Here is a 10,934-nt window from a genome sequence, read left to right as displayed (position 1 = left end):
ACCATAAAAAGCCACGTATTCGTTCACCCAGGGTTATTCACTAGTTTGGGAAGAAACGAAAAGAGCCAAACCCATTTTCATGATGGGGTGTGGCTCGAGGAGGCATGGAGGTTTTGTTTCGGATTCAATCCTCAATTTCTCTGAATCATACCCACCAATAATCCATTCTCAATTCCAAATAATTGGGACGAAAACCAAGAACAATATTACTGTGAGTGCAGAGAATTTTCTAACCAAATTAAACCACCCTTTAGATAAAATTTACATTCGAGTCCAAGTGATCGGCAATCTTTGCAACGTTGTCGATGAATAGGAACACGTACCTAGAATACCATATTTTACAAAAACGAACGACTTGCAGGAGCATGCCGGCTGACAGACGATCCGGCATGTTTTTTGCGTATCCAGTATCTGCAAAAAGTGAGAATTCTCTTGATTCGCCACTTCATGCATCAACTGGCCATCGTTGGAAAAGATAGTGCTTAGGAGGTGGTCTTCACATGACCTACAACAATACAAACATGATGCACACGCAACAGCAAACCCATATCCCGGGAGCATACGGCCAGGCAAGCGCCATGTTCCAACCAGGCTACGCCAACACCAACACCCAGGAAGTCCAATACTGGAATTCCGGCGGTCACACTCCATCCAACCAACCTACATACGGGATGGCTCACGGCGGCGGATTCACCGGCTCGGCCCAGGCGATGTTTCAGCCAGGCTACGCCAACACCAATGTACAAGAGGTGCGTCAGCTGAACGCCGGCTACGCCGCTCCCCAGCAAGGCTACGCGCAAGCGCAAATGAACACCTACCAACAAACACAGCCGATCAACTACTTGCATCCGCATCAAACCGGCTATCTGCACACGCAGCCGGGCAACTATAGCATGCAGGCGACGCAAACGGCGTACCAGCCTGTGTTCGGCAGCACAGTGAACTCGATCTTTTCTCCGGGCTTCGCGGGAACGAACGTCCAGGAGGTGCAGCAGCGCAACCACACCGCCTACACCGGACAGACTGCGTATACCGGCAACACGGGCTACTCGGCTCCGCTCGGCGGCTCGGCGAACGCGATCTTCTCCCCCGGCTTCGCGGGGACAAACGTCCAGGAGGTTCGCCAGCTCAACCAGGGCAACGCGATGTCTTCGGGCGTTATGAGCAGCGGCTACAGTATTCATCCTGCGCAGCAGCAGCAAAGCCAGCAGGCATACCAAAACTACAACGCCTCGCTCGGCGGCGTTCAATCGATCTTTTCCCCCGGCTTTGCCGGAACCAACGTGCAGGAAGTGCGCAGCCTCAACCACGGCGGACAAGCTTCGGCGCACGTCGGCTCCATCTTCCCGGGAAGCATCTGACAACAAAAAAGCGTGGCTGTCTTCAGCTGACAGCCACGCTTTTTCGCGTTTGGCATGATGAGCGCGGTATCCCCTTTTGCAAGCAGTCCGCATCGGGAGTTTTTCGCCTTCCGCTTACTCCGCCTGCTTTTCCCTCGCCTGCTGGATCGCTTCGTACAACGCGTGCAGCTCTTGCAGGCTCTGTTCATCTACGGTGAACCGGACACCGGCAAACCAGTACGCATCTTCCTGCACGCATGACCATTCGCTGCCACTGTGCTCCGCCCCCGTGCCGGACGGAGCGTTGCCCCATTGCTGTGCCTGGACGCAAGCCTCCGTCTGGTCCAGCTGCTCGCGGACGTGCAGATGCTTCTCCAGCTCCGGGCGAAAACGCTCCAGCACCCGCGCCTGCTCCTCGTCCTGTCTGGCCAGGCGAAACAGGGCCAGCTCGATTTGCAGCCAGCAAGTCACGTAAAAATGAAATTCCAGAAACAGTGTGGAAAGCGCCTGACGAAGCGCGGTGTCATCCCCGCTCGCCCTGACTTGCGCTAGAGCGGCGCGCACGTCCTGCTTTTTTTCCTGGATCAGATCGTAATGGCTTACAGCCCCCCGGTAAAACTTGCGCACGATGTTGTACAGCATCTCAGGCGTGCGCGGGGGAAGCTCCCTGTGACGGTTTTTGACATCCCGCATGGCTCTCTCGCCTCTTTCCTCGCACTCGTTCCCCTCTATTGTACATGAAACAGGCGAGCAGGAGCTCATCCGCGTTCCTTTGCCAGCGGCCAAAACCGCTGCATCTATGTTCAACCGGTTCCCTCTGTCCCGTCCAGTTCGCCCTTCGCAAAGGGGCGATACCGGTGTTCGTGCTCGAAGTAAGGCTTCAATTCATATGTCAAAGTGTCAATCATCATTCCCAGGTTGATATCTTTCCTCTGCACGCCCAGCTGATAGGCCTGGAGCATGATCTCCAGCAAAATCTCCTGATTCAACTCCCGCTTCGAGGTGCTCATGTGCCCAATCCCCCTTTTCTTTTTCCGTCTTGAGTTAGGACGGGCACGGCTACTCGACTGTTACACTTTTGGCCAAAATCAGTAGGGGTGAGATTTCCTTGTCCATCGTACCTGCCTTACAGCGTCTTCATGCCTGGCTTCCAGTTCGCCGGGCACAGTCCGCCTGCCTGCAGTGCCTGCAGAACCCGTGATGTTTCGTCTACGCTGCGTCCTACGTTCATATCGGTCACGACCTGGTAGCGCAAAATCCCGTCCGGGTCGATGATGAACAGACCGCGGTAAGCCGCACCTGTCTTCTCGTCCAAAATCCCGTATGCGCGGGCGGTTTCCTTGTTGTAGTCGCTCGCCAGCGGGAAGTTCACCGGACCGATTCCGTTCTGGTCGCGCGGGGTGTTGATCCAGGCGCGGTGCGTATACACGCTGTCTGTGGAAGCCCCCAGCACTTCGCAGTCGAGGTCGCGAAATCCCTCTATATGGTCGCTGAAAGACGTCACTTCCGTCGGGCATACATGGGTAAAGTCAAACGGCCAAAAGAACAGGATCAGCCATTTTCCCCGGTAGTCCGCGAGCGTCAGCCGCTCCTCGAGCGTCTCCAGGTTTTTCGTGGTCAGCATGGAAAAGTCAGGGACCGGCTTGCCTACTTGCAGCTGTGCGTGTTGGTTGCTCGTCATGGGTTCTCTTCTCCTTTTTCACGGTGTCTGTTTGTCGTCGGTACAGGAGCGGCGCTGCGGCGGAAACGAATACTTATTGCACGGATTCTTCCAAAGCTGCCAGAGCTTTTTTGATGCGTGTCGGGTTGAAGCCGAGAATTTGCTTGTCCCCGATAAGGGTCAGCGGAACGGACATGATCCCGAGACGGCTCAGCTCTTCGCCGTATGCGTCGTTTTCGTCGATGTTGCGCTCTTCAAACGAGATGTTCTGCTCGGTCAGATATGTTTTCAGCTGTTTGCAGAATGCGCAGTTGGTGCTGGAGTATACGATTGCTTGTGCCATGGGTGTTTCTCTCCTTTTTGTCTTTTGTCGTTGAAATTATTTGTACTGTGGAACGATTTTGGAACGCTTATGAATATAGCGATCTGCGGCCATCGCCGCAATAGCCCCGTCGGCTGCAGCGACTACGGCTTGCTTCACGGGAGTTTTGCGCACTTCTCCGGCTCCGAAGACGCCAGGGACAGACGACTGCATGAATTCGTCCAGAATCATGTAGCCTTCCTCGTCCAGAGGAACCTGTCCGTCCAGAAAATCAGTGCCTGGCTTGCTGCCGGAGAGGAAGACGAAGACACCGTCGACTTCCAAGAGTTCTTCGCTGCCTTCTGCCGTGCGAATCCGCAGGCCTTCTACGGCGTTTTTCCCGACGATTTCCAGCGGACGCGTCCGGAACAGCATCTTTGTTTTCGGCAGTTCCGGCATTCCTTCCACCCCTTGCAGATCGGCGCGCGGGACGAGGAAGGTGATGCGATCGGCGAACTTGGTCAGCGCATGCGCTTCCTCCACCGCTTCCTCCGAATCGCCGATGACAGCGACATGCTTGCCTTCATAAAAGGCTCCGTCGCACGTCGCACATGTGCTGACGCCGCGCCCCAGCAGGTTTTCTTCCCCCGGAAGCATCCGGTTGCGGCCTTTGGAGCCTGTCGCGACGATCACGGCCCTGGCTTCAAACGTGCCGTCTGCAGTGAAAACGCTCTTCACCTCGTCCTCGACATCTACCGCCGAAATCGTCGTCTGGATAAACTCCGCGCCGAAGCCCTTCGCCTGTCTGCGCATTTTTTCGAGCAGCTCTTTGCCGGACAGCTCGCCTTCTACACCCGGGTAGTTGGCAATTTTATGAGTGAGGGCAAGCGCTCCTGTACCAGGCGCCTTGTCGATTACCAGCGTCTTCAAGTTTCCCCGGGCGGTATAGATAGCAGCGGAAGCTCCTGCAGGCCCTCCGCCGATGATGATGACGTCATACATAGCGGCTCCTCCTTTCTTGTTATCAAATTAAAATTATTATTAACTAGGAACACTTCTCATTCTACTGGATTCTAATCAAAAGTCAATCTTTTTTTATAATTATTTTAATTAAATAGCAGTTCTATTTATCCATCCCTCGCTGTCTCCCCTCTGAAATCCAAAGGATGGAAAAGTCATGCAAAAAGGCTTCGTCAGCGAAATTCCCAACGAAGCCGTCATAGCTATTTTCGATCAAGGCTTGCTCTGGTCCATGACCTGGCCGCCCGCGCTCATTCTCATCGCCCTGTCCCCGCTCGTTGCCTCTCTCTACGTCCCAAGGCTTACCCGGCGGCATATACAGTGGTACAGTTTTTCCCTTTTCGCTTGGAGCAGTACAGCGCTTCATCGGCTGCCCGCTTCAGGCTGTCCGCTGTATAGGCGTCGTCAGGAAAACGGGCAATCCCTACGCTGACGGTCACCTGAATCTGGCGCCCGTCCTGGGTGAGCGGATGCAGCCGCAAATATTCACGGATGGCGCTCACCTTCTCCTCTGCTTCCTCCATCGTCACCCCAGGGGAGAGCAGCATGAACTCGTCTCCTGCGTAGCGATACACCTTGTCCCACTCGTCGGCATTCGCTTTCAACGCCTCCGCAATCCGCCGGATCAGTTCATCCCCTGAATGATGGCCATGCTTATCGTTGACGCATTTCAGGTTGTCCGAGTCGAGCATAATCAGCGCGACAGGCACATTCCCCTCGTTCAGCAGCTTTTCCAGATCGTTGTGGAAAGCCCGGTAATTGAATATCCCCGTCAGTTCGTCCTTGAACGACATCTGGTACATCCGCTCGTACAATCTCGCCGTCTCGATCGCGCTGGCTACCTGAAAGCCGATGATCTTGAGCAGCTCCTCATGCTCGTTTTTATAAGCGAACTCCCGATAAGACTGGGCGGAGATGACGCCCTTCACCTGATTGCCCAGCATCAGGGGAACGAAAATGCACGTGCTGGTGTCGATCTCCGGACTGCCCCAGCGGATCATCTCCGGTTCACTCGGTTCATCCCGCATCGTCCGAATGTGGATCGTCTGCCGCGTGTCAATGACGCGGGAAATCATCCCCTGCCCGTAGGGAACGGTGATCGGCCCGTAATTGACGCCGCCGTCGACGCTGATCGGAATGCGAATCTCGCTGTCGCCCTCGTCGTAAAAAGCAATAAAAAAGGCATCCGCCTGCATCACGCGGGAGACCAGCTCGAAAGCCTTCCACAAAATCTGGCTTTCCTCAAAGGTCTTCGCAAAAATATGGCTGAGGTCGTGCAATATTTTCATATGCTCGGAAATCCACAGCATCTCCGTAATTTTGCCGTGCAAATCCTTTATTCTCTGTATCAGAAGACTGTGCAGCGAGCTGTCCTCTTGCGCGAGCACTCCCGCCAGTTCGCGCTCCACCGCTTCGATTTCCCCGCAGTCCACTTCTTCGATGCGGCCAAGCCATTGGCTATACCGCGCCAACAACTGCCGCACGTACGATTCTCTTACAGCGAACTCTTCATACATTTACACCCCTCCGGCTATTGGGTAGCTTACATTTTCTTCTCCTGATACCGCTCCACAGCAGCGCGGATCGCCTGCAAAACCGCTCCCTGGCCTGGCCCCAGAAAGCGCTCCTGCACGACCTGCGCGATCTCCTGCATGCCGCCTGCCACGGATTTCCCCACCAGCAGCGACACGAGAAATTCGCTCGTCTTGTCCATCACAAATGTGAAGCTCGCATCGCAAATGACATCGTGATCCGCGTCGATTATGAGCACACATCCAACCATCGTCGATACCTCATACAGAGAGGTCCCCTTGGGAATTTGAGCGAAGCCTGCTGTCAAAACCGTGCGTTTCCCTCCGTAGTCAGCCATCCTCCTGATCCTCCTTGCTCTCTGTTCGTCAACGGCTAACCGTGAACAGGCAACCTCACTTCTACTGTCGTCCCCTGTCCGGGAACACTCGTCAGCCGCAGCGTCCCTCTGTGATTTTCAATGATTCTGCGGCTGACCAGAAGGCCAAGCCCCGTTCCGGATTCTTTGGTCGTAAAAAATGCCTCGCCCAGCCTTGGCATCTGGTCGGGCGGAATGCCGACCCCGTTGTCTTCAAAACGGATGATGACACAACTGTCTGCGCAGCGCAGGCGGATCACGATCTCCCCGCCGCCCGTCATGGCTTCGATCCCGTTTTTCAAGAAATTGATAAAAGCCTGCTTGAGATGGTTTTCGTCGCAGCGAATCAGCGGCAGCTCCGTCTCGAAGTCCACCCGAATCATTACTTTTCGCAAAATCGCTTCCGTCTCCAACAGCGTCACCACATGGCCGATCAATACGGACAAGTCGCGCGCCTCGAACGCTGCAGCGTGCGGCTTTGCCAAAACCAACAATTCGTTTACGATGAGCTCGATGCGAGCCAGTTCGGAGCTCATGATGGAAAAATACTCCTTTTTTCTCATTCCATCATTCTGCATCAGCTGAACGAATCCTTTCAAGGAGGTCAGCGGATTGCGGATTTCGTGCGCAATCCCCGCCGCCAGCTGTCCGACCATGGCAAGTTTTTCCGAGTTTTGCAAAAATTCATGCGCCCTTTTTCGCTGCGTGATGTCGCGGATTAACAAGTAGCAGGTCGGCTGGCCCGAGATAACCGCTGTCTTCCCGCACAGCTCCACATCGATCAGGAGCCCGTCCATCCGGATGAGCTCGACTTCAATGGGCGCCACGGTCTCGCCCAGCTCGAGCCTCGCCAGCATATCCTCAATCACCGGCATGTCGTGCGGATGGAACAGGGATGACAGCGGGACTTGCAGCAGCTTTTGCAGATGGGGCGCGCCGACGAGCCTGACGCCGATCTGGTTGGCGTACTGCAGGCGGCCCATCCGGCAGATGAACACGCCTTCGGTGGACAAGCCTATGAACTTGCAAGCCCTCTGCCCGCTGAGATCCTCACACCCGGTGATCTCCTGGGCGATCGCGTAATATCCGACGAGCACGCCGTCTGCGGCAAAAGTGTCGAACGTTATGTATACGGGAATCGAACGATTGTCCTTATGTGCCAAATAGGTGTAGAACGGTCTGGGATTTCCCTCCATGGCAAATTGCGTCTGCATTCTGACCATTTCCCGTTCCTCGGGGATTGCCAATTGCCAGAAGGGCACTCCCTCCCATTCCTTCTTCTCGTATCCTGTCAGTGCCTCGCACGCCGGGTTGCCGGTATAAACGGTACCTGATCGATCTAGCAGATAAGCAGCCTGACCCAATTGTTCAAAGAAGGAGCGATAAAGAAGACCGCTCCTGATTCCACAGTCCAACAAGTCTCTCATCGTATTCCCCTCCCGGTACACGAAAACGGCTACTCCTGATGGCAGAAATAGCCTTACCCGATCTGAATAATGCTTTCCATACCAATTTTACCCTATTGGATCTGTTGTTTCCATCCCTGCCATGCAAGAATTTTTTGTTGGAATCTATTCCGATGGAGCTACTGGGAGAAGTGTCAGCAGGCGCACAGCGAAAAAGACACGAAAAAAAGCCTCTCCTTTTGCGAGAGGGAAAAAACGGTATCTTCCTGGAGAGGCACGTTATCTCTACGCATGGAAACGAGCACCTCTCCTTGTCATTATAGCAGAATCAAACGGAAATGCAGACGGACAAGACGTGACAGTATTGTGTCAGGGGAAGCGCTTCCATGCCTGAGCCACAGGATGTTCAGGCAAAAAAGAAACGGTACAAGGCGAGCAGTTTCGAGGATACAGTGCTGTACCCAATCCACAACCCGTACCCCATCAAAACGACACCTGAGGCCAATGAAATGAATCGGAGAAGCGATGGTTTTGTATATGTTTTTCCGATGGAGGACAGCAAGGCAAACAGCAGGTTGGAGACAGCAATCCCGATAAAAATGGAGAGCAATAGTAACTCCGGAGCAACCAGCTTCGTCTTCTGGAGGGTCAGTAATGAGCTATAGATCCCTGTCCAAAAAACGAGATTCAGAGGATTCGCGATCGCGAGCAGGAAGCCGGCGGTGAACGATGTTTTTTCGTTTTCAGCCCCAGACGTATTCCCCTGATGCTGCTCTTTGGCAACCATGCCTTTTTTGGCATTCTGAAGTCCCATTTGAAGCAGCATCAGGGAACCAATGACCCCAAAAATGAGCTGAACAACCTCTCCTGTGAAGTAGGCTCCTATCCCTACATAGATGATGGCGAGAATGAGGAGGTCCGCCGTCATGCCGCCTATTCCGACCAGCCAGGACGAGACGAACCCCTTCGTCATTCCCCGTTTGATCAGTTCAATATTCACCGGCCCGATGGAAATCGCCAGTGAAATGCCCAGAACGAAATATTTGATTACCTCGTCCATGACGTTACCTGTCTATCATTTCCAGAATTCCCTTCGTGTCGATCACGATAGCAAATTCCTCATGCAAGCTGACCAACGCCAGGTTATGAACTTCTTCTGCGGTGTACAATTTGCCGTCAAACCCCATTCTTTCAAAAGTAGCAGTCGCATCCGATACGATGTACGGGAAGAAGCCAAGGTTCCGGGCCATTCTCGTGGTCGTGGAGACGCAATGGTCAGTGGTCAGCCCTGTAATAACGAGCTTCTCGATGCCTGACTCCTTCAGGTACTGTTCAAGGTTCGTACCGATAAAGGCACTGTTCACATTTTTAACGAACACGGGCTCGTTCGGGAGCGGTGCAACGATCTCCTTAAAATCGCGCCCGGGATTATGCGGCAAGGAAGGATTGCTGATGTGCTGGATGTGAATGACCGGGCGATTCGTTTCTCTCCATGCGTGCAGCAAAGCAGCCATGTTTTGCTCGGCATCCGGGTTATTTCTGCTGCCGAGCGCAGGATCGTTAAAAAAGTTTTGCACATCGATCAACATTAGTGCAGTATTGTTTGGAAGTTTCATAGGAATCCCATCAACCTTTTCACGTTATTTGTATTCTCTGTGGAAGTAAGCGACTCTAACAGGGCAAAGGCAACCTCGAAGGCAGTAGACGGGTTATAGGACGTAATCACATTGCGATCGACGACAACCCGCTGATCCGGAATCACGTTGGCTCCCATTTCAGCCAGCTGTTTTTGCCGTAAACGACCATTCAGGTTATAGGTTGTGGCATTCCTTCCTTGCAGGATGCCACTTTTGCCAAGCGGCAGCGCACCTACGCAGATCGAAGCAATCACTTTGCCCTGTCTGTCGAATTCCCTGATGAATTCCAGCACGTCGGGACGAAAGGCATCCTCGTAAAATCCCGCATGCTCGAACCCACCCGGCAATGCCAATGCGTCAAATTCCTCTACCGTCACCTCAGAGAGGATGCGTTCAGGCAGCACTGTAAAATTCCAGGTGCACGTCAACTGCTCGCGGGTCCCGACGGTGACGAGTTCTGTCGTTCCATCGCCTTCTTCCTTGTTCCAGCCAATTACATCTGTAAACACGCTTGCTTCCACGGCTTCAAAACCGTTAGGCAACAGCAAGCATACTTTTTTCATGAAAATCATCTCCTTTACCCGAATCATATGATAAAATTATCCATTAGTAAAATTGAATTACCTGAATGTTTATTTCAGTATTTCTAATATCAAAATAGCGTATAGGAGGGGATCGTCATGGAAATCCGTCAATTTCAGTCGTTCAAGGCCGTTGTTGAGCTGAACAGCTTCACCAAAGCCGCCCAAGCGCTCCAGTATTCCCAAGCCTCCATCACTTCCCATATTCAGCAGCTGGAAGATGAGATCGGCGCACCGCTGTTTGACCGTTTGGGCAAGCATATTCAGCTGACACCTGTCGGGCAAGAGCTCTATCTCTGCGTCACCGAATTGCTGGGCGCGTATTCAAAAATCAAACATATTTCCGTCGACGACCTCGCCGTGAAAGGGGAGCTGCGCATCGGTGCCTCGGAGACGATGACCATCTACAAGCTTGGTCCAGTGTTGTCCCGCTACAAAAAACAGTATCCCACCGTGACCATCTCCCTTATCAATGACGACTGCCTTCCGCTTCGTGAGCGGCTTCATACCGGGGAACTGGATATCGCGATTACATTGGAGCCAAAGGTTGACGACCAGCAACTGACGACGGTGGTCTGCACGGAGGAACCGTTGGTATTTGTCGGGGAGCAGGGTCATTCCCTGCAGTCTATCGAGGACGCTAATGGAGAATGCATGATCTTTAGCCAGAAAAATTGCGCTCTGCGGCGTTTTTTTGAGGCGTATTTAGTCAGAAAAGGAATCCGGACGGACAATCAGCTCGTACTCACGAGCATGGAAGCGATGAAACAGTGCATTATGAGCGGACTCGGGATCAGCCTGATGCCATACATCAGCGTGAAAGAACTGATTGCAAACAACCGGATGAAAGTGATCCCCTCCTCCGATGAAAGCTTGATGTTCTTTGGACAGCTTTCATATCACAACAACAAATGGCTATCGAAAGCGCACAAGGCGTTTATCGAGATGGTTGTGGAAGGTTGTTGATGCGTCTGGTCCGGGCTGCAGTGGAGGGAGGAAGCAGGAGAAAACGTTCGTGGGGCGATTGGGCTGCCGGCTGAGGGTCATCCCTGACGGCTCCATTCCGAAAAAACGAATGGCCAAGCCAAGTGCGACCCTCTT

At 53.3% G+C, this 10,934-nt stretch carries 13 protein-coding genes; 2 read left to right on the top strand and 11 right to left on the bottom strand.

The window, feature by feature from the left end:
* The first annotated feature begins 500 nt into the window (after positions 1–500).
* Positions 501–1,361 carry a hypothetical protein gene (locus tag ACFSO0_RS03405; RefSeq protein ID WP_376876313.1) on the top strand — a complete coding sequence of 287 codons (861 nt, stop codon included), beginning with the start codon at positions 501–503 and terminating at the stop codon, positions 1,359–1,361.
* A gap of 114 nt (positions 1,362–1,475) precedes the next feature.
* Here ACFSO0_RS03405 and ACFSO0_RS03400 read toward each other — a convergent pair whose 3' ends face one another.
* The 11 genes from ACFSO0_RS03400 to ACFSO0_RS03350 all read right to left on the bottom strand — a co-directional run bounded on the left by ACFSO0_RS03400 (position 1,476) and on the right by ACFSO0_RS03350 (position 9,815).
* Complete coding sequence (locus ACFSO0_RS03400) at positions 1,476–2,033, bottom strand: hypothetical protein (RefSeq protein ID WP_376876310.1); 558 nt, start codon at positions 2,031–2,033, stop codon at positions 1,476–1,478.
* A 110-nt stretch (positions 2,034–2,143) separates the two neighbouring features.
* Positions 2,144–2,350 carry a hypothetical protein gene (locus tag ACFSO0_RS03395; protein ID WP_376876307.1) on the bottom strand — a complete coding sequence of 69 codons (207 nt, stop codon included), beginning with the start codon at positions 2,348–2,350 and terminating at the stop codon, positions 2,144–2,146.
* Positions 2,351–2,466: 116 nt separating this feature from the next.
* Positions 2,467–3,021, bottom strand: a complete 555-nt coding sequence (locus ACFSO0_RS03390; protein ID WP_376876304.1) for a peroxiredoxin — start codon at positions 3,019–3,021, stop codon at positions 2,467–2,469.
* A 73-nt stretch (positions 3,022–3,094) separates the two neighbouring features.
* Positions 3,095–3,343: a glutaredoxin family protein gene (locus ACFSO0_RS03385; RefSeq protein WP_376876301.1), complete on the bottom strand. Its 249-nt coding sequence runs from the start codon at positions 3,341–3,343 to the stop codon at positions 3,095–3,097.
* Between the two features lie 36 nt (positions 3,344–3,379).
* A complete protein-coding gene (locus tag ACFSO0_RS03380) occupies positions 3,380–4,303 on the bottom strand; it encodes an NAD(P)/FAD-dependent oxidoreductase (RefSeq protein WP_376876298.1) in 924 nt (307 codons plus the stop codon).
* A 320-nt stretch (positions 4,304–4,623) separates the two neighbouring features.
* Positions 4,624–5,838: a sensor domain-containing diguanylate cyclase gene (locus ACFSO0_RS03375; protein ID WP_376876295.1), complete on the bottom strand. Its 1,215-nt coding sequence runs from the start codon at positions 5,836–5,838 to the stop codon at positions 4,624–4,626.
* Positions 5,839–5,864: 26 nt separating this feature from the next.
* A complete protein-coding gene (locus tag ACFSO0_RS03370; RefSeq protein WP_376876292.1) occupies positions 5,865–6,191 on the bottom strand; it encodes a DUF3870 domain-containing protein in 327 nt (108 codons plus the stop codon).
* Between the two features lie 35 nt (positions 6,192–6,226).
* Positions 6,227–7,636, bottom strand: a complete 1,410-nt coding sequence (locus tag ACFSO0_RS03365) for an ATP-binding protein (protein WP_376876289.1) — start codon at positions 7,634–7,636, stop codon at positions 6,227–6,229.
* A 385-nt stretch (positions 7,637–8,021) separates the two neighbouring features.
* A complete protein-coding gene (locus tag ACFSO0_RS03360) occupies positions 8,022–8,675 on the bottom strand; it encodes a LysE family translocator (RefSeq protein WP_376876286.1) in 654 nt (217 codons plus the stop codon).
* 4 nt (positions 8,676–8,679) lie between these two features.
* On the bottom strand, positions 8,680–9,231 hold the full coding sequence (locus tag ACFSO0_RS03355; RefSeq protein ID WP_376876283.1) for a cysteine hydrolase family protein: 552 nt from the start codon (positions 9,229–9,231) through the stop codon (positions 8,680–8,682).
* Positions 9,228–9,815: a DJ-1/PfpI family protein gene (locus tag ACFSO0_RS03350; protein ID WP_376876280.1), complete on the bottom strand. Its 588-nt coding sequence runs from the start codon at positions 9,813–9,815 to the stop codon at positions 9,228–9,230. Before ACFSO0_RS03350 ends, ACFSO0_RS03355 begins: the two co-directional genes overlap by 4 nt.
* Positions 9,816–9,932: 117 nt before the next feature.
* Here ACFSO0_RS03350 and ACFSO0_RS03345 point away from each other — a divergent pair, with 117 nt between their 5' ends.
* Positions 9,933–10,799 (top strand): LysR family transcriptional regulator, encoded by an 867-nt coding sequence (locus ACFSO0_RS03345; RefSeq protein ID WP_376876277.1) that lies wholly within the window; start codon positions 9,933–9,935, stop codon positions 10,797–10,799.
* The last annotated feature ends 135 nt before the right edge of the window (positions 10,800–10,934 follow it).

Source organism: Brevibacillus sp. GCM10020057 (genome assembly GCF_042683565.1).
Classification (GTDB): Bacteria; Bacillota; Bacilli; order Brevibacillales; family Brevibacillaceae; genus Brevibacillus.
Note: the sequence above shows the minus strand (reverse complement) of the source record. Positions and strands in the feature narration are given on the sequence as shown.

Bases quoted from the DNA above. Each gene is read 5' to 3' on its own strand.
- ACFSO0_RS03405 (WP_376876313.1), top strand. From the start codon at position 501: ATGACCTACAACAATACAAACATGATGCACACGCAACAGCAAACCCAT.
- ACFSO0_RS03400 (WP_376876310.1), bottom strand. From the start codon at position 2,033: ATGCGGGATGTCAAAAACCGTCACAGGGAGCTTCCCCCGCGCACGCCT.
- ACFSO0_RS03395 (WP_376876307.1), bottom strand. From the start codon at position 2,350: ATGAGCACCTCGAAGCGGGAGTTGAATCAGGAGATTTTGCTGGAGATC.
- ACFSO0_RS03390 (WP_376876304.1), bottom strand. From the start codon at position 3,021: ATGACGAGCAACCAACACGCACAGCTGCAAGTAGGCAAGCCGGTCCCT.
- ACFSO0_RS03385 (WP_376876301.1), bottom strand. From the start codon at position 3,343: ATGGCACAAGCAATCGTATACTCCAGCACCAACTGCGCATTCTGCAAA.
- ACFSO0_RS03380 (WP_376876298.1), bottom strand. From the start codon at position 4,303: ATGTATGACGTCATCATCATCGGCGGAGGGCCTGCAGGAGCTTCCGCT.
- ACFSO0_RS03375 (WP_376876295.1), bottom strand. From the start codon at position 5,838: ATGTATGAAGAGTTCGCTGTAAGAGAATCGTACGTGCGGCAGTTGTTG.
- ACFSO0_RS03370 (WP_376876292.1), bottom strand. From the start codon at position 6,191: ATGGCTGACTACGGAGGGAAACGCACGGTTTTGACAGCAGGCTTCGCT.
- ACFSO0_RS03365 (WP_376876289.1), bottom strand. From the start codon at position 7,636: ATGAGAGACTTGTTGGACTGTGGAATCAGGAGCGGTCTTCTTTATCGC.
- ACFSO0_RS03360 (WP_376876286.1), bottom strand. From the start codon at position 8,675: ATGGACGAGGTAATCAAATATTTCGTTCTGGGCATTTCACTGGCGATT.
- ACFSO0_RS03355 (WP_376876283.1), bottom strand. From the start codon at position 9,231: ATGAAACTTCCAAACAATACTGCACTAATGTTGATCGATGTGCAAAAC.
- ACFSO0_RS03350 (WP_376876280.1), bottom strand. From the start codon at position 9,815: ATGAAAAAAGTATGCTTGCTGTTGCCTAACGGTTTTGAAGCCGTGGAA.
- ACFSO0_RS03345 (WP_376876277.1), top strand. From the start codon at position 9,933: ATGGAAATCCGTCAATTTCAGTCGTTCAAGGCCGTTGTTGAGCTGAAC.